Origin of the sequence: Tenuifilum sp. (genome assembly GCF_037481895.1) — a bacterium.
Taxonomy (GTDB): Bacteria; Bacteroidota; Bacteroidia; order Bacteroidales; family Tenuifilaceae; genus Tenuifilum; species Tenuifilum osseticum.
In genome coordinates this window covers 1-17,406 of record NZ_JBBFKU010000040.1, presented here as the reverse complement: position 1 = coordinate 17,406, position 17,406 = coordinate 1, and the positions used below count along the sequence as shown (strand labels likewise).

Annotated in this window: 15 protein-coding genes and 1 tRNA gene; 11 read left to right on the top strand and 5 right to left on the bottom strand. The window is 40.4% G+C overall.

What is annotated here, in order from left to right; all coding sequences use genetic code 11:
* Nucleotide 1: 1 nt before the first annotated feature.
* Nucleotides 2-1,696, top strand: a complete 1,695-nt coding sequence (gene ggt / locus WHS63_RS11310; protein WP_445205201.1) for a gamma-glutamyltransferase — start codon at nucleotides 2-4, stop codon at nucleotides 1,694-1,696.
* Between the two features lie 44 nt (nucleotides 1,697-1,740).
* Here the strand turns inward: ggt and WHS63_RS11305 are convergent, their stop codons facing one another.
* Complete coding sequence (locus WHS63_RS11305; protein ID WP_445205200.1) at nucleotides 1,741-2,925, bottom strand: S8 family serine peptidase; 1,185 nt, start codon at nucleotides 2,923-2,925, stop codon at nucleotides 1,741-1,743.
* Nucleotides 2,926-3,108: 183 nt separating this feature from the next.
* On the opposite strand from WHS63_RS11305, the gene WHS63_RS11300 reads away from it, so the two are divergent.
* Genes WHS63_RS11300 through WHS63_RS11290 form a run of 3 tightly spaced genes read left to right on the top strand, consistent with a single transcriptional unit; the run spans nucleotide 3,109 to nucleotide 6,737 of the window.
* Entirely contained in the window at nucleotides 3,109-5,502 is a 2,394-nt protein-coding gene (locus WHS63_RS11300) for a TonB-dependent receptor (RefSeq protein WP_445205199.1), read from the top strand.
* Between the two features lie 31 nt (nucleotides 5,503-5,533).
* Nucleotides 5,534-6,193: an NAD(P)H-binding protein gene (locus WHS63_RS11295; RefSeq protein WP_445205198.1), complete on the top strand. Its 660-nt coding sequence runs from the start codon at nucleotides 5,534-5,536 to the stop codon at nucleotides 6,191-6,193.
* Nucleotides 6,177-6,737, top strand: coding sequence for a nitroreductase family protein (locus WHS63_RS11290; RefSeq protein WP_445205197.1), 561 nt, complete (start codon nucleotides 6,177-6,179; stop codon nucleotides 6,735-6,737). The genes WHS63_RS11295 and WHS63_RS11290 overlap by 17 nt, the downstream gene beginning before the upstream one ends.
* Here WHS63_RS11290 and WHS63_RS11285 read toward each other — a convergent pair.
* Nucleotides 6,734-7,825, bottom strand: coding sequence for a glycosyltransferase (locus tag WHS63_RS11285; RefSeq protein WP_445205196.1), 1,092 nt, complete (start codon nucleotides 7,823-7,825; stop codon nucleotides 6,734-6,736). The two genes, WHS63_RS11290 and WHS63_RS11285, sit on opposite strands and share 4 nt — an antisense overlap.
* Nucleotides 7,826-7,942: 117 nt before the next feature.
* Here WHS63_RS11285 and murB point away from each other — a divergent pair, with 117 nt between their 5' ends.
* Together murB and WHS63_RS11275 are read left to right on the top strand one after the other, a co-directional pair.
* On the top strand, nucleotides 7,943-8,956 hold the full coding sequence (gene murB / locus WHS63_RS11280) for a UDP-N-acetylmuramate dehydrogenase (protein WP_445205195.1): 1,014 nt from the start codon (nucleotides 7,943-7,945) through the stop codon (nucleotides 8,954-8,956).
* Between the two features lie 44 nt (nucleotides 8,957-9,000).
* Nucleotides 9,001-9,687, top strand: a complete 687-nt coding sequence (locus tag WHS63_RS11275) for an inorganic pyrophosphatase (protein ID WP_445205194.1) — start codon at nucleotides 9,001-9,003, stop codon at nucleotides 9,685-9,687.
* Between the two features lie 35 nt (nucleotides 9,688-9,722).
* Here the strand turns inward: WHS63_RS11275 and WHS63_RS11270 are convergent, their stop codons facing one another.
* From WHS63_RS11270 to WHS63_RS11260, 3 genes are all read right to left on the bottom strand, one after another.
* Nucleotides 9,723-11,822 carry a methyl-accepting chemotaxis protein gene (locus tag WHS63_RS11270; protein ID WP_445205193.1) on the bottom strand — a complete coding sequence of 700 codons (2,100 nt, stop codon included), beginning with the start codon at nucleotides 11,820-11,822 and terminating at the stop codon, nucleotides 9,723-9,725.
* Nucleotides 11,823-12,052: 230 nt separating this feature from the next.
* A complete protein-coding gene (locus WHS63_RS11265) occupies nucleotides 12,053-12,775 on the bottom strand; it encodes a hypothetical protein (RefSeq protein WP_445205192.1) in 723 nt (240 codons plus the stop codon).
* 99 nt (nucleotides 12,776-12,874) lie between these two features.
* A complete protein-coding gene (locus WHS63_RS11260) occupies nucleotides 12,875-14,284 on the bottom strand; it encodes an ATP-dependent DNA helicase (protein WP_445205191.1) in 1,410 nt (469 codons plus the stop codon).
* 87 nt (nucleotides 14,285-14,371) lie between these two features.
* On the opposite strand from WHS63_RS11260, the gene WHS63_RS11255 reads away from it, so the two are divergent.
* From WHS63_RS11255 to WHS63_RS11235, 5 genes are all read left to right on the top strand, one after another.
* Nucleotides 14,372-14,971: a hypothetical protein gene (locus tag WHS63_RS11255; RefSeq protein ID WP_445205190.1), complete on the top strand. Its 600-nt coding sequence runs from the start codon at nucleotides 14,372-14,374 to the stop codon at nucleotides 14,969-14,971.
* 10 nt (nucleotides 14,972-14,981) lie between these two features.
* Entirely contained in the window at nucleotides 14,982-15,830 is an 849-nt protein-coding gene (locus WHS63_RS11250; RefSeq protein ID WP_445205189.1) for a DUF3822 family protein, read from the top strand.
* The gene (locus WHS63_RS11245; RefSeq protein WP_445205188.1) at nucleotides 15,821-16,363 is read left to right on the top strand and encodes an RsmD family RNA methyltransferase; all 543 of its coding nucleotides are present in this window, start codon (nucleotides 15,821-15,823) and stop codon (nucleotides 16,361-16,363) included. Before WHS63_RS11250 ends, WHS63_RS11245 begins: the two co-directional genes overlap by 10 nt.
* Before the next feature lie 74 nt (nucleotides 16,364-16,437).
* Nucleotides 16,438-16,511, top strand: a tRNA-Asp gene (locus WHS63_RS11240).
* 583 nt (nucleotides 16,512-17,094) lie between these two features.
* Nucleotides 17,095-17,349, top strand: coding sequence for a hypothetical protein (locus tag WHS63_RS11235; protein ID WP_445205187.1), 255 nt, complete (start codon nucleotides 17,095-17,097; stop codon nucleotides 17,347-17,349).
* Nucleotides 17,350-17,406 lie beyond the last annotated feature (57 nt).

The following is a 17,406-nucleotide window of genomic DNA, read 5'->3' as shown; positions in this document are numbered from 1 at the left end:
TATGGAAAAAAAAATTCTTAGTTCAATTTTATTGCTCACGGGTATAACCTTAACCCTGTTTTCTCAGGATAGGATGACTGGGTTAAACTTTGCAACACGTTCCGAGGTTATAGCCCGTAATGGTATGGCTTGTACAAGCCAGCCCTTGGCAACACAGGTTGCCATTGATATTCTGAAGCAGGGGGGCACTGCTGTTGATGCTGCTATAGCAGCCAATGCTATGCTAGGATTGGTGGAACCTACTGGCAGTGGAATTGGTGGCGATTTATTTGCCATTGTATGGGATGCAAAAACAAAAAAGCTTTATGGCCTTAATGCCAGTGGCCGTTCACCAATGTCGCTAACCCTTGAATACTTTAAAAAGAATGGAATTACTCATATTCCAGCTTTAGGACCGCTACCGGTATCGGTTCCCGGCTGTGTGGATGGCTGGTTTGAGTTACATAAGAGGTTTGGCCGGTTGCCAATGCAAAAAATACTATCTCCTGCCATTTCATACGCTCGCGAGGGTTTTCCGGTTTCCGAACTTATTGCATACTACTGGCAGCGCAATGCAATGCGCTTAAAACAATACGAGGGTTTTGCCGATGTTTACATGCCCAACGGTAAAGCCCCTTCCAAAGGTGAAATATTTCGAAACCCCTACTTAGCCAATACCTACGAACTTATTGCCCAAAAAGGCCGCGATGAATTTTATAAAGGTTCAATTGCTCGTGCAATTGACGATTATATGAAACGAAACGGTGGCTTTCTAAGCTACAACGATTTGGCTATGCATAAGTCGGAGTGGGTTGAGCCTGTGTCATCGTCGTATAGGGGTTACGATGTGTGGGAATTACCTCCCAATGGCCAGGGTATAGCTACTCTACAAATTCTAAACATACTGGAACAGTTCGATATAAAATCGATGGGGTTTGGGAGCGCAGAATACATGCATCTGTTCATTGAGGCTAAAAAACTTGCCTTTGAGGATAGGGCTCGATACTATGCTGACCCTGATTTTGTTAAAATCCCTTATGAAATATTGATTTCAAAAGAGTATGCAAGGGAAAGGGTGAAACTAATCGATTTAAACCGTGCTGCCAGAACATACGATGCGGGCATATTGCAAACCGGCAATACCGTCTATTTGACTGTTGCCGATAGGGAGGGAAATATGGTTTCGCTCATTCAGAGTAATTACCGTGGAATGGGTTCCGGAATGACACCAACTGGTTTAGGTTTTGTACTACAGGATAGGGGAGAACTTTTCAGCCTGGAGGAGGGACACCCAAATGTTTATGCTCCCGGCAAAAGGCCGTTTCATACCATAATACCTGGCTTTATTACCAAGGATGGTAAACCATGGGTTAGTTTTGGAGTAATGGGTGGTGGAATGCAACCCCAAGGGCATGCCCAGATTATTGTAAATTTAATAGACTTTGGAATGAATTTGCAGGAAGCAGGAGACGCGCCACGTATACAGCACGAAGGCAGTTCAGAGCCCACTGGCGAACGAATGACCGATGGAGGAATGGTTTACCTTGAATCCGGGTTCAATTACCAGGAAATTAGAAAATTATTGGCTAAGGGGCACAGAATTGGGTTTAGTTTGGATGGTTACGGGGGATACCAGGCAATTATGTTCGATGAAAAAAATGGGGTTTATATTGGAGCCTCTGAATCCCGAAAGGATGGGCAGGCAGCAGGATATTAAAAATGAAAAAGGGCGCACAAGCGCCCTTTTTCATTTATCACAGTTTATCTGTGAATAATTGGATCAGGCTTTCCATCAGGATCGTTTAGAACGTAACCATCTGTTTTTGGAGCCCCAAGTAAAACTACCCCACAGGCATGTGGTGAGGCCATTGAAGTTCCACTCAATGTGGCATACTTACCGCTCTTATAGGTAGAGTAAATACTTACTCCAGGAGCACAGTAATCAACGGGAGGATTACCATAATTAGAAAACGATGCAAACTTATCGGCACTGTCCATAGCAGAGATGGTATAAATATAAGTTCCATTAACCCTTGCAGGGGAACTATTATTAGCATCGGTGCTTTCGTTTCCAGCTGCTAAACAGAACTTAATTCCTTTATTTGAAGCTGCAAGAACGGCATCGTCAAGTGCTTGGTAAATAGGGCCACCTAGGCTCATGTTGGCAACATCGCCTGCAACACCAGCGCTTGCTACATAGTTAACACCTGAAATAATGGTTGAATATGCTCCACTGCCCCTGCGGTCAAGCACTTTTACTGCTACTACCGGTGCACCTGCAGCAACACCAATTACACCAATATCATTATTTTTGGCAGCAACTGTTCCTGCAACATGTGAGCCATGTCCATTATCATCATCAGGGCTTTTGGCAGTTGACACAAAGTTTTTGCTTTTAGCAACATTTACATTTAGATCGGGGTGATCAAGGTCTATTCCAGTATCAATTATCCATGCTACGTTTGTTCCGGTATAGTTAACGGCACCTCCAATCCGGGTAATTCCCCAGGGAATTGTTTGAGCTTTTGCCGCATCGCTGGTTTCTTCAACCTTATAGTCAAGAACAATCCATCTGTCGGGCTCAATGTAGGCAACCCTCTTATCGTTTAAAAGCATATTTACTTGCAGTTCGCTTAATTCAGCAGAAAAACCCGATATGGCTGCTCCGTATACTTGATCAATTTGTTTTACAGGAATACCAAAATCGCTAATAAACGATGTAACATACTTCTGTGCCTGAAGTTGACTCTCTTCAAAGGGTAGATTTATTGAAGCCTTAAATGTGTCTGGCTTAAATACTACTATAAATTTACCCGGAATAATATCGCCATTCTTTAAAACAATTACATCCTGATCAGTGGTAACACTGGGAGTAATTTCTTCCTTTTGACAGGAAACAACTCCAAGAATCAGTAATGTTAATGATAGAATAAAAATTTTTCTCATGGTTATTTGTTTTTGAGTTAACTTGCACAAGTTAATTTCATTACAAAACAAAGTCAACAATAATTTCTCCTTTTTAAAGAAATGTTAATAACTTTTTTAGGCTAATATAAATTACTATAAGTCAATCTTTTATTTGGTATGAATTTTGAAAATACAAAGCATTGTTTTCCAAATAATTTTTCAATGAAAAGTAGATATTTAATCGGCATATGTTTTATTGTTCTTGCTAGCCATATTAATGCTCAAGAGTTAACTCAAACTGTTCGAGGTGAGGTAACCGATAAAAATACAGGTTTAACACTGCCTGGTGCAACAGTGGTAATTCTCAATACCACACCAGTACTGGGTACCATTACCAATGAAATTGGGAGGTTCAGGTTTGACAATATCCCTATTGGAAGGCTTAGCCTTAAGGTTTCGTATATTGGTTATGCCGATGCAGTTATATCCAACTTGAATTTAACCAGTGGAAAGGAACTAGTTGTAAATGTTCAGCTTGATGAGCTTGCCATTCCATTGGGTGAAGTGGTTGTGAAAGCCGATGCGCAAAAGGAAAAACCAGTAAACAGGTTTTCGCTGGTTAGTGCAAGGAGTTTTACAGTTGAGGAAACTGAGCGTTATGCCGGTAGCCGAGCCGATGTAGCTCGTATGGCTGCAAACTATGCTGGCGTTTTAGGAGTTGACGATTCCCGTAACGATATTATAATCAGGGGTAATAGCCCCATGGGGTTGCTCTGGCGGCTTGAGGGTGTTGATATTCCTAACCCTAACCATTGGGGAGCAACTGGAACCACAGGTGGGCCTGTTTGTATGCTTAACAGTAATCTTTTGGAAAACTCCGACTTTATTTCAGGGGCATTTTCGGCAGAGTATGGTAATGCCATTTCGGGTGCATTTGACTTGAAGATGCGTAGCGGAAACAACGAAAAGTATGAGTTTTTGGGTCAAATAGGTTTTAATGGTTTTGAGTTTGGAGCTGAGGGGCCGATTGCTAAAAGTAATGGTTCCTCGTTCATTGTTAATTACAGGTACTCAACCCTTGGTGTTTTTGATAAGCTAGGAATGGATCTGGGAACAGTGGGTGTGCCTTATTACCAGGACATATCTTTTAAAATAAATTTCCCCCGAACTAAGCTTGGAAATATCTCCTTGTTTGGATTAGGCGGATTAAGCGATATTGAAATTTGGGATAGCCGTAGGGATACCCTTAAAGATAAAATCGATTTTTATGGTGGCGAAGGGTTTGACCTAACTAATGGTTCCAATATGGGTGTTGTGGGGTTAAACCATTCATACATGGTAAATCAGAGTACTTACACAAAACTTTCGATTGCAGTTAGCGCTCACCAGTTTAAAACGGTAATGGACTCGCTTTCAACCGATTTATTACAGAAATTTCCATACTACCGCAATAATTTTATTGAGAGCACAATATCAGGAAACCTGTCATTTAATAAGCGGTTATCAACAAAAAGCCAAATAAAAATAGGGTTAATAGCCAAGTTGCTAGCATTTAACTATTATGATAGCGTTTTTAAAAAGAACGATAACGCATTCCTTATTCTAAGGAACGATGTGGGTGATGCATTGTTAACACAGCCTTATATTAATTGGCAGTATCGCCCAACCAACACGCTTACGTTCAATACTGGTATACATGCCATGTACTTTTTCCTGAACAGGGAATGGTCTGTTGAGCCTCGCATTGCCATTAAGTGGGCAATATCGTCCAATAGTTCAATTAATCTAGGGTATGGGTTACATAGTCAGGTTGTGTCGTTACCCATTGTGCTGGGGCGTGTACGACTTATCGACGACTCTTATATCCAGCCAAACAAGGATTTGGGCTTTGTTCGTAGCCACCATTTTGTTGCAGGTTACGATTGGTTACTAGCCTCGCATACCCGGCTTAAAGCGGAGGTTTACTACCAGTATATTTTTGATGCTGCTGTAGATGCGGCTGAATCTAATTCATACTCGCTGTTAAACCAGGGTGCAAGTTTTGTTCTGGAGTTACCGGACTATGTTAAGAACGGTGGCAATGGACAAAACTATGGCGTTGAGTTAACATTGGAGCGATTCCTAAACAAGGGCTACTATTACCTATTAACTGCATCACTTTTTAATTCACAGTATCAGGGTAGCGATGGTATTACCCACAGCACTGCATTTAACCACCACTACATTACAAATGCTCTATTTGGTAAGGAGTTTAATCTGTCCAATAGCAAAAAGTCAAAGAAGACTTTTAGTTTTGATGCCAAGGTGTCATACAGTGGTGGAAAGCGAGCTACTCCTTGGACAACTGTTTACATCCCTACTGAGAACAGGTATTCCAGGGAATGGGATACAAGTAAGGCTTATGAATTACAACTTCGCGATTATTTTAAAACCGATTTGACTATTAGGTACAAGTTGAACAAGTTAGGATTTACCCAGGAATGGGCAATTGAGGTTACAAATTTGTTTAACAATAAGAACATCTATGGCGATAGGTTTAATACTCGCACAGGCGAATCGCAGTGGGTCTATCAGCTTGGAATAATGGTTATACCCCAATACAGAATAACCTTTTAGTGGTTTGTTTGTTACTTTTTAAAAAACTGTTATGGAACGAAAAGCCGCTGTATTTGGAAGCACTGGTCTAGTTGGTTATAACCTGCTCCGTGTGCTCGATGAGAATAGAAATTATCATGAGATAGTTGCCTACCGAAGGAATTTAAACCAATCAAATCCATTCCAAAAGGTCAAATTTGTTGAGTTTGGAGCGAATATCTCAATTGAGCCGGATACTAATGATGTTTTCATATGCTTGGGAACTACCATGAAGAAGGCTGGCAGTAAAGAGGCTTTTAAAGCTGTAGATCTCGATATGGTTATTGAAATTGCTCACAAAGCTTACCAGGCAGGAGTTAAACGAATTGTTGCTATTTCATCCATTGGCGCAAATCAAATTTCACGTAACTTTTACCTGCGGACAAAGGGACAAATGGAGGAGGAACTCAAAAAGTTCGATTTTGAGCTGGTTGCTATTGTTCGTCCATCAATCCTACTTGGTAAGCGGAATGAATATAGACTAGGTGAGAGTATAGGAATTTGGTTCTTTCATACGTTTAGGTTTATATTTGTAGGCCCATTAAGGCAATACCGAGGCATTGATGCAAGCGATGTGGCTAAAGCCATGGTTCAACTTGCATTAACTGCCAAGGGTAAAGTAACTGTTGAGTCCGAAGTTTTAAAGCAAATAGCAGATGTTTACAAACCCTAGCGATTACTTTTACAACCTTGTTCAAAACCGTCAGAGCGATAGGGCTTACGATACACGTCCTGTTGGCAGGGAAATAATTCTTCGAATTATTGAGGCAGCCCGTTTGGCACCATCGGCATGTAATGCCCAACCCTGGCATTTTATTGTAGTTGATGAGCCTGAGTTAAAAAATAAGCTTGCCGATGCTGCTGCAAGCAGAGTATTGGGCATCAACCACTTTACCAAACAGGCTCCCGTTCATATCGTAATTGTGATGGAGCCAGCTAATCTAAATTCTAACTTCGGGAGTTTAGTAAAGGGCAAAACATTCCCTCTCATTGATATTGGAATTGCTGCTGAGCATATTTGCCTTGCTGCCAAGGCAGAGGGCCTTGGTAGCTGCATGCTGGGTTGGTTTGATGAGCCCGCTGTGAAAAAGTTGCTGGATATTCCTAAGTCGCGTAGGGTTCCCCTAATTATTACCCTTGGGTACCCTGCAAATGATGAAGTTCGCCAGAAACGGCGTAAGGACTTCAACGAAATAGTATCGTTCAACAAGTACTAACCCTTTTTTAACGAGTTAATCAGGTTAAGCAACCTGGGTTCCTCGTTCTGCCAACATAGTTTTTCTGCCGCTTTCTTTACATTTTTCAGAGTATTTTCATAACCCTCCTTATCCTCAAAAAAGTCGGCAATCTGGTTGGCAAGTTCTATTGGATTCCGGCTTTGAGCAACAATACCAACTCCATGTTCCTCAACTACCCTTTTCATTTCTGGTAAATCACTTACAAGCACTGGCACATGTGCAGCTATATAATCAAATAGTTTATTGGGCAAAGCGTACCTGTAGTTCAGTCCCATATCCTCCTCGAGCGATAGACCTAGCCAGGCTGTAGGGGTAACAAGCCTTAAATTTTCTGGTGTTAGTTGCCCTAAAAACTGAACCCTGCCAGATAGATCACTTTCAAGCATCTGCCGGCGCAGTTTTATTTCAATATCCCCTTTACCAACAATGATCAGCTTGTAGCAAGGCAACTGTTTCATCATTTCAATGGCCAGTTCAATACCTCTTCCCATATTCAGGGCACCTTGATATATAATTGTTGGTTGTTTATCTTTGAAAACTTCCGTGGAAGTTCGCATGGGAACATTCCTGATTACCTCAATGTTTTTCAGGTTGTACCTTTTCTTTAGCTCATTGGCTACACCCTCTGAAACTGTAATTACAGCCTTTGCACGTTTAACAAAGATTTTTTCCTGAATACGCCAGAGGAATTTTGTGATAGGTCGTCCAATGAGCTCTGGCACTTCGGTAAAAAGTTCGTGACTATCATAAATCAACTTCTTACACTTTACTATAGAGCCAAATGCGCATCCCGGCAAGGTATCAAGATCGTTTGAGTAAATTATGTCAGAGCGCGAAAAAAGTATTCGTAAAAAAATTCTTAGGTTGTAAAAGAAATAAAAAAGAGGCCCCTTTTCAAAGAAAGGGTTTATGTATTTGACATTGATTTTATTGTTTTCATAGCTCAGGTTTTTATGCTTGCGGCAGAATACCTTAACTGAATATCCATTCACTGCTAGTGAATTGGCAACCCGTTGTAACCGCTGGTCGGTTACTATATATGATGTGCTAAATATTTGGATTCGCATAAGTGAAGTTTACTTAATAACAAATGAATGGCTTTGAAGGTTTAGTATTAGTAAAGCTATAAAAATTTACGATTTTACATAAAAAAGTTATATTTGTTATCGCAAACTAAAAGCCAAATGTTTGTTATTAAGAAAGATATATCGCTTAAACCTTACAACACCTTTGGAATAGATGTAACGGCAAGTTATTACGCCAGGGCAAACACCGTTGAAAAAATACTATATGCCATAAATTTTGCGTCGTACAATAAGTTGCCAATCTTTGTTCTAGGAGGAGGTAGCAACATTTTATTTACAAGGAATATTGAGGGCGTAGTAATTAATCCGGCTATTCAAGGAGTTCAACTCCAAACCGACGACGAACAAAACTACGTATTTAGGGTTGGCGCAGGTGTTGTGTGGGATAAATTTATTGAGTTTGCTGCAGAGAACAATCTTGGTGGAATTGAAAACCTATCCCATATACCTGGGTTAGTTGGTGCATCGCCTATACAGAACATTGGTGCATATGGGGTTGAGGTAAAGGATACCGTAGTTAAGGTTGAAGCCATAGAGGTATCTTCTCGAAAACTCATTGAGTTCAATGCTTCTGAGTGCCGTTTTGGATATCGCGATAGTATTTTTAAGCAGGAGCTAAAAGGGAAGGTAATTATTACCCACGTATGGTTTCGGCTTTCAAGGAATCCGAGTTTTGTATTGAACTATGGGAACCTTGCAGAGGAGGTTGAAAAACTTGGTGAGGTTACAGTACAAAATGTACGCAAAGCCGTTATCAACATCCGGAAAAGTAAATTGCCCGACCCGGCTGAGTTAGGTAATGCCGGTAGCTTTTTCAAAAATCCCGTTGTTGATGCTGATAAATACAATGCGCTTAAATCGGAACATCCCGATTTAAATGGTTTTCAGGTTTCAGAGAGTTTCTATAAAATTCCTGCTGGTTGGCTTATTGAAAAAGCCGGATGGAAGGGCAAGCAAGTAGGTAGGTGCGGTGTGCATCATAAGCAGGCCTTAGTGCTTGTAAACCATGGAGGTGCAACTGGTGCCGAAATTCTAGAATTGTCCTCATCAATCCAAAATTCCGTGAAGGAGCTTTTCGGTATAGAGCTTGAGCGGGAGGTGAACGTTTTCTAATCTCGTTTCATTTATTACCTTTGCGGGCTAAAATTTTTTAAGCAATGACAAATAGGATTATGGATCCCATTGGCAGGCTAATGGGACTAAGGTATAAATCGCACCCCTGGCATGGGGTTGACGTTGGGCCTAATGCCCCCAGCATAGTTACAACTTTCATTGAGATGGTTACAACCGATACGGTTAAGTATGAGGTTGATAAGGTATCGGGTTACCTTCGTATCGATCGTCCGCAAAAGTACTCAAATGTGCTTCCAGCACTTTATGGTTTTATTCCACAAACCCTCTGCGACGAGAATGTGGCACAAATTGCCCGCGATAAAACCGAACGTAACGATTTAGCCGGCGATGGCGATCCCCTTGACATTTGCGTGTTAACCGAAAAAAACATCGCCCATGGCAACCTATTAGCCTACGCAATTCCCATTGGGGGGTTGAGGATGATTGACGGTAACCAGGCCGACGATAAAATAATTGCCGTTTTAAAGGATGATGCAGTTTATGGGCATATCCGCAATATTGATGAATGCCCTGAGGCAATCATTACCCGACTGAGGCATTACTTCCTAACCTACAAGGATTTACCGGGAACCCACCGCGATTGCGAGATTACCCACGTATATGGAGTTGATGAGGCACACCAAATCATAAATGCAGCCCTTGCCGATTACCGGAAAAAGTTTGAAAATCTGGATATGATTCTATCGCAATACGGGATGATGAAACCGTAAAGTAATTGAGGGTTGCCATTTGCAGCCCTCAATTGTTAGAAACTCTCGTATTCCGAATCATCGCTTGGTTTTAACTTAATATCAATCCCCTTGTGGGGTTGCTTGGCCTCCTCAGCCTTCTTTTTTGTAAGGGGTTTTATTACCTTCTTTTCAGCGGTTTTTGGTTTGGGTTCACGCTTTGGAGTTGTTTTCTCGCTTTCGATTGCTTGGTGTTTAGAGTCATCCTTTTTAACACCATGAGCGGTTTCAATCTTAAACGACTCAGCAAACTCCAACAATTTCTCAGCCTGTGCAGCAAGTTCCTCTGCACTAGCAGCTAATTCCTCTGAAATAGTGGCGTTTTGTTGAGTAACTCCGCTAAGCTGTTGTGTGGTATTGTTAACCTGCTCTGAGCCGGTTAGCTGTTCCTTACTAGCGTGTGCAATTTCCTGAATCAGTTCGGTTGTTTTCTGAATTTTTGGAATAATTTGATTTAGCAACTCTGTGGCTTTAGCTGTAATTTGAACGCTCTCACCCGATTGTCTATTAATTTCGTCGGCTGCCATTCGGCTACGTTCGGCTAACCTTCGCACTTCAGCGGCCACAACTGCAAACCCTTTCCCATGTTCACCTGCACGTGCAGCCTCAACAGCGGCGTTTAGGGCTAACAGGTTTGTTTGGAATGCTATATCGTTAATAATTTGAATTTTTTCGGCAATTGAACCAATTGATGACATACTTCTTTCGGAGGCATCCTTCACCTTTTGGGCATCAGTTACCAGTTCAAGCGATATCTTTTCAACCTCAATGGCATGGTGGGAGTTTTGCTCAATATTTGAAACCATTTCCTCCATGGTGCTCGACAGTTCTTCCGATGATGAAGCTAACTCCTCAGCACTTTGCGATACCTGCTGGGCTGTAGAGTTTAAGTGTGAGCTGGCATCGGCTATACTTCCGCTACTGCTCTTGAACTCTGTAACCATTTCAATTAGCTTTTGCTGCATTTGAAGGAGCGATGATTGGAGTGTTCCAAGCTCATCGGATCGGTTGTGCTCCAGCTTGTGGGTTAAATCGCCATTGGCTATATTGTTGGCAAATTTTACGGCTTTAAATATTGGCATAGTAATATTGCCGGCTTGGTATAGTATTATCATAATAAGAAGCGCAATAGCAATTATGCCAACAATAACGATCGTGATTATTAATTTTCGACTCTCCGAGTAAACCTCATTAACGGGCACAACCACAACTACCGACCAAGGCTTAAGGGTTTTCCCAATCTTTATAGGGTTTATAAATACAAACGATTGCTTGCTTCCCTTACCCAATGTTATTGTGCTGAATGAATTGCTATCAACAATTTTTTTGTATTCAGCAATTCCAATGTTCAGAATATTTGAAAGCGTATCGCCAGTTAATTCTTTATTAGGATGTGCGGCTATAATCCCATCGTATGATGCAATAAATATATAGCCTGTTTGGTAAACCTTTTGATTCTTGATATTCTCAGAAAGTTCTAAAAGGTCAATATCCAAACCAATTACCCCTATTGTTTTCCCGGACTCTTTTACTGGGATAGCCACCGAGGTTTCAAAGTAGCTATGGCCAGTTTCGTCGCCGGTGTATGTATAAAAGTACGGTTCAAGCACAGTTTCATTGCCCGATGTGAAGGGTATCTGGTAGTAATCCTCGCTGTACATTGAAACCTCGCCCGCTTCGCTTTTTATGGTGTTGTTTGCTTTGTAAAATGAGATGTCAAATCTACCCTCTTCATCATAACCATCTTTACCCGCATACTTTGAATCACTTCCATCAAGCATGTTTGGTTCATACATTGCCCATAGGGCAAGATAATTCTTATTTAAGTCAAGAGTTTTTTTGAGTACATCCTTGTAAACTTCTCTGTTTTTTATACCGCTCAATTTAAGAGAGCTAAATGTAACATTGATATTGTATAGCGTTTCAAAGGGTTTTTCAAGGTAGCTGGCAACACTCCGTGTAATATCCGATGCAATCAACGAGCTTGTTTCCCTTGCCGTTTTCTTTGCTGTGTTTAGACTTTTGTAAGCCACAACGGTTAAAGTCACAGCCATTATTACAATGGTAATACCCACTATATTTACCATCATTTCTGTCCTTAAGCTCCTGTATCTCATATTCTTGATTTTTTGATATTATGCACTGTGCTTCCTGCAATATACGGTTGATGCAATTAAAAGTCAAATTTTATTTAATTAAATGTTCGTTTAAACATTTGTTAATTAAATAACAATGCATGGTAGATGCTTTTCGGGACGGGTCAGTGTGTCGCTTAAATCTATTAACTAACCTGTAGACTTATTTCAGGACTAGACAACCTTTATCCTTTATCCTTTATCCTTTAACCTTACTGTATGGTAAATGCAGCCAGTAAAAACACTTGGTGTGTGTAGGGGTTAAGAATAAAACTTCCCTTAACCGGAATGGTTATGTTTGAGTTAAAGTGAATATTCCTGGTAACAGTTATTCCAGTATTTGTAATTGCAGTCTTGCTGGCGTAGTAACTTTTATAGGGCGTTCCACCTATATGAAATGAAATACGAGTATTATCGTTTCTTAAGAAAGTGTACTCCGCCTCAAGGTAGGTGGAGTAAAGGTTCTTTTTGCTTAATGAGTCCTTATCAAAACCATAAAACATGGTTGCAAGGGTTAAGCATAGCGGGAAATGACTTGTTGGGTTAATGGTGATTATAGCATCAAGGGTGTGGCGGGTCTTACTATTCCTGAATTCGAAAAAGTCACCCTTCCAACCAGCAGTATCAATAGGGTTGTAGTAATCAATAATTGTAAAATCAACATTCTTGTACTTTAAACCGGTGTATATATCAATTTCCTGAACGTTTTCGGAACCTAAGGAATACGAGGCCCAAAAGCCACCAAAAAACATATTGCCATCGAATCGGATAGTTGGCTGTACGGCGGGGGTTGTATTATTTCGCATGCCACGCCATAGGTGGCGGCTTACAAAATCGAATTTTAGTTGAGTTTTAATACTTTGACTTTCCTGGCTTTTAACCTCAGCATTAAAAGTCGCCAGTACGGTAATTAAAACATAAAAAACACGCTTCATACCTCTTTCCCTAAAATTGACTGCAAAGATTCAACAGCAAAACGAAAGGGAGTATGGTTATGTTAATGTTGTAGAGCTGTTTTATGAAATTTTAACTCGCTAAAAAAATTTATCGTCAAAGTTTACCAGGTAAACTTTTTGGGTGGCCCTTGTAAAAGCAGTGTAAAGCCAACGCAAGTACTCGCGTGTTAACATGTCATCGTTGAAAAACCCCTGGTCAACGAAAACGGTTGGCCATTGTCCACCCTGAGCTTTATGGCAGGTAACCGCATATGCGAATTTTGCTTGAATGGCGTTAAAGTAGGGATCGTTCTGAATCTGTTTCATGCGAGCCTTTTTGGTTTTAAGGTGCATGTAATCGGCCAATACTTCCTGGTAAAGCATTTTCATGCTTTCGCTCCCCAGCGATGGGCCATCCATGTATAGAGAGTCTAGTATTAGTTTAGCATCAAACTCTTCGTTGTTATAGTCAAGCATCTCAAATGTTACATCAGCGAATCGGAAACCATAAAGCTCAGTTCTTTTACCTATCCGCTTAACCCTTACTATTTCACCATTGGCTAAAAAGCCAATATTTGATCTATCGCTCACCCAGTAGTAGTTGTTCCGGGCAATCATAAGGTAATCACCCACGCTGAGTTCCTCCTCGTGGAATAGAATTTTTGCCCGTATTCCCTGATTATATCTATTAGCTCGTTTGTTCGAGTAGCAAATTACAATATTCCCTTCGCGCCCGTTTTTACTGTACTCATCGGAGAGGTATTCCAGGAGTTCCCCACCTGAAATTCTTTTCACATCGGCATATTCAGTGCTGAATTTTGGGAATACATTTTTTGACGAGTCAACCAGTTCCCTCAGCCAAGTAGCATTCTGCAAAATTCCTGAATCGAACTGCTGTCTAATTACCTCGGAGAGCTTTGCAAACCTTACATTTAAACCAAACGATTCCAACTCAGCAGGGTTCAATGCCGGGCTGATATCAAGGCCTACCGGAGGTAGCTGTGCGGTATCGCCCACAAGCATCAGCTTGCACTCCTTGCCCATTCTGACATACTCAATAAGGTCAGTAAGTAGCTTGCCCGATCCAAATGCGCTATCGTCGAACGATTGGTTCGATATCATCGAAGCCTCATCTACAATAAATATGGTGTTTTTTGATTTGTTAAAGTTTAGGGTAAAGCGTCCAAAACCATCGGTATTGGATTGTTGCCTATAAATTATTTTATGGATTGTGTAAGCATTACATCCGGAGTATTCAGCTAATACTTTTGCTGCTCTTCCGGTAGGAGCTAGGAGCTGGTAGTTTACACCAAACTTATCCAAAGCCTTAACGTATGCAGCAATCAGCGATGTTTTACCGGTTCCGGCGTAACCTGTAAGCAACATACAATCATTACCGGTAGGCTGAACAGTAAACTCCGATAAGGTGTTAATTGCTTCCAGTTGCCCAACTGTAGGGGCAAAACCCAACCTCTCAACTATTTCCTTAATAACATGTGTTTTAATCACAGCAATGCAATATTTTTTGTAAATTTAAGTTAGAATTTAACCAGATGTTTTTAAATTTGCACGCAAACATAAACCAAAACACGAAAAATGAAAACAGTTTACCAAATTGCACTTGCAGTTATCATAGCGATACTTGGTTATTTCCTGTATGAGAGCATAATGGAGCCAATCCGTTTTGAAAAGGAAAAAAGTCGTAGGTACAATGCTACCATTGAGCGTTTAAAAAGTATTAGAACTGCTCAGGATGCTTACCGCTCGCGTTTTGGTAAGTACACCGGTAGTTTCGATACCCTTATCAACTTCATGAAGGAAGGTCAGATTAAGGTTGTTAAGCAGATTGGTTCGGAGGACGACTCCCTTGCTGTTATTCAGAAAAAAGTTTTCCGCGATACCATTCTCATTCCGGTTCGCGATACCATTCTTAAGGGGTATCCTTACGATTCGCTACGTTTTGTTCCGTTTACCGGTGGCGAACAGTTTGAGCTGGCAGCAGGTGAGCTAAAAACACAATCGGGTGTAAGCGTTAAGGTTTTTGAGTGTAAAGCACCAAACAAGGTTATCCTTAAGAACCTTGATCGTCAGGAAATTATTAATATGGACGACCTTGCTAAAAAGCTTAATAAGTATCCTGGCTTAAAAGTTGGTTCCTTAACCGAGGCCACCAATAATGCCGGTAACTGGGAGTAGTATATTGGCAATGCAAGAAATTGACATCATAGACGAAACCTTTGATAGGGATCGGACATCTACATACGAACTATCCATTCAGGTATCCCTGAATGGATTTTCGTATGCGGTGAAGGATACCATACGCAACACTTTCATAGCACTATTCAATACGGGTTGGCAGGGCTTTAGTATCGGTAGTGTTGATTTCCGTAATTTTATTGGTAAGCTAACTGAGGCTAAACCCTGGCTTAAGGGGGAGTTTAAAAAGGTTATAGTTGCATTTAACCTACCTTACTTTACAATTGTTCCCAATGAATTCTTTGAACCAAGTAAATCGAAATTACTCCTTGAGCAGGTTCATTCCATACCCGATGGCTTTGAATTGGGTTTTACCGAATTGCCAAGCCTATCGCTAGTAATTATATACGCTGCACCCCATGAGTTTATTAACGAGTGGAAATCGTTACATGGTGGCTCTTTCTTTACTCATTCATTACTGTCATTTATTCAGGTTCCCTACAGTTACACCGCTAAACCCTTTTTACAGGTTGATATTGACCAACAGCATTTAGCCATAATTCTTCACAACAACGGTCAGCTTCTTGCGGCCAATAGCTATTTGTGTAAATCAACAACCGATGTTGTTTATTACACCAATGCATTAGCTAGGTCAGTTATTGATAACACTGATAACTTACAGCTTAACCTGACCGGCGATGGAGAGCTAATGGCAGGGTTGCCCGAAGAAATTGGTAAATACTTTAACTCTATTACCCATCAGGCTAATTTTCATAAACCGGTATTTTTCTCATACCGACTTCTACGTTACCGTGCAGAGTACTTTAGGCTATTCAATTTGGGTGTTACATGCGAATAGTATCCGGAAGTTTACGTGGACGGCTTATTAATCCTCCAAAGAACTTTCGTGCTCGTCCTACTACCGATTATGCCAAGGAGAGCCTCTTCAACATAATTGCCAATCATTTCGATTTTGAGGGGTTAAGGGTTCTTGATTTGTTTTCGGGTACAGGTAGTATAAGCTACGAATTCATTTCACGCGGAGCCGCCTTAGTGGATTCAGTTGAAAAGGATTTCCATCACTGGCAATTCATCCGTAACACTGCAAACCAGCTTAAACTTATTGGATTAAATCCCATTAAGGGAGATTCTTTTAGCTATATTAAGTCATGTAACAGGCAGTACGATATTATTTTTGCCGACCCCCCCTACGATTTGCAGGGAATTGATACCTTACCGCAAATCATCTTTAACCATTCAGTAATTGTTGATGGAGGATGGTTTATTCTTGAACATTCCAGTAAGTACAATTTTGCAGATAATCAGCATTTTTTGGAACACCGAGTTTACGGAAGTGTTAATTTCAGTATTTTTCAGAAAAAAAATTTTTAGCTGACTATTGCAAGATTAAAAACAAGGTATTACCTTTGCATCGCTTTTCAAGGGAAAAGTTAAAGCAAATGATTGGTCCGGTAGTTCAGCTGGTTAGAATACATGCCTGTCACGCATGGGGTCGCGGGTTCGAGTCCCGTCCGGACCGCAAAAAAGCCTCGGGTTACTCCGGGGCTTTTTTATTTTTCGATACACAGGTCAATGTACCTCATTTTAATCCAAACTTTTCAATTGAATTTTTCAATTGAAAAATCCCCTCTTAAAGTCTTACTACATCCTTTTTTTATTAGACCCTAAAAGCTTGAAAATCCAAGGTACAGGATTTAACTGTTCCCTTTCCCTCAAAAATCCTCTAACTTCCTCTATCTTCTTCTAACTCAAAGATATTCCTCCTATTCCGATTAATTCCGATTAATTCCGATTAATTCCGATTAATTCCGATTAATTCCGACTCATTCCTACTCATTCCGTTTCATTCCGTTTCATTCCGTTTCATTCCGTTTCATTCCGACTCATTCCCCTAAAAATTTACCCTGTTGAATTTGTTATTTCATGGTTCTTCAGTTTAATATTTTCAACAAATCAATAAATAAGTTCCAAACGCATTTACAACAATTTTTATGTTGTTATTTAGATAACATTTAAATTGATTTTCTAAAACATTTTTTTGACGAAAGTTTTTTTTTCTGATAAAGAATTGATTAATTTTAATATATCTAAAAAAATAAAGTATGGAAACAATATCAAACTGTCCAAAACTGGAAAAGTGCCCCATTTACCTGAAAAACGTTTTTTTCAATCCGAATGCGGGCGAAACCTACCGAAAAATTTACTGCACAGCTGGTAAAGAGAAGTATACAAGCTGTAAACGCTACCTTGTGTCGGAGAAGGTTGGCAAACCAGTACCTGAATCCGTTATGCCTAATTGCTCCTTAACAGTTGATGAAATTATAGCTAAGTATAATCTTTCACTATTGTCCGACTAAAACGTAATTTCACCTGTTTGTTCACCATACTGCCTGATAATCAGTTGATATTTTTCT

Coding starts and splice junctions, on each gene's coding strand:
- WHS63_RS11305 (WP_445205200.1), bottom strand. CDS start 2,925: ATGAGAAAAATTTTTATTCTATCATTAACATTACTGATTCTTGGAGTT.
- WHS63_RS11275 (WP_445205194.1), top strand. CDS start 9,001: ATGACAAATAGGATTATGGATCCCATTGGCAGGCTAATGGGACTAAGG.
- WHS63_RS11300 (WP_445205199.1), top strand. CDS start 3,109: ATGAAAAGTAGATATTTAATCGGCATATGTTTTATTGTTCTTGCTAGC.
- WHS63_RS11255 (WP_445205190.1), top strand. CDS start 14,372: ATGAAAACAGTTTACCAAATTGCACTTGCAGTTATCATAGCGATACTT.
- murB (WP_445205195.1), top strand. CDS start 7,943: ATGTTTGTTATTAAGAAAGATATATCGCTTAAACCTTACAACACCTTT.
- WHS63_RS11265 (WP_445205192.1), bottom strand. CDS start 12,775: ATGAAGCGTGTTTTTTATGTTTTAATTACCGTACTGGCGACTTTTAAT.
- ggt (WP_445205201.1), top strand. CDS start 2: ATGGAAAAAAAAATTCTTAGTTCAATTTTATTGCTCACGGGTATAACC.
- WHS63_RS11250 (WP_445205189.1), top strand. CDS start 14,982: ATGCAAGAAATTGACATCATAGACGAAACCTTTGATAGGGATCGGACA.
- WHS63_RS11290 (WP_445205197.1), top strand. CDS start 6,177: ATGTTTACAAACCCTAGCGATTACTTTTACAACCTTGTTCAAAACCGT.
- WHS63_RS11235 (WP_445205187.1), top strand. CDS start 17,095: ATGGAAACAATATCAAACTGTCCAAAACTGGAAAAGTGCCCCATTTAC.
- WHS63_RS11295 (WP_445205198.1), top strand. CDS start 5,534: ATGGAACGAAAAGCCGCTGTATTTGGAAGCACTGGTCTAGTTGGTTAT.
- WHS63_RS11285 (WP_445205196.1), bottom strand. CDS start 7,825: ATGCGAATCCAAATATTTAGCACATCATATATAGTAACCGACCAGCGG.
- WHS63_RS11245 (WP_445205188.1), top strand. CDS start 15,821: ATGCGAATAGTATCCGGAAGTTTACGTGGACGGCTTATTAATCCTCCA.
- WHS63_RS11270 (WP_445205193.1), bottom strand. CDS start 11,822: ATGAGATACAGGAGCTTAAGGACAGAAATGATGGTAAATATAGTGGGT.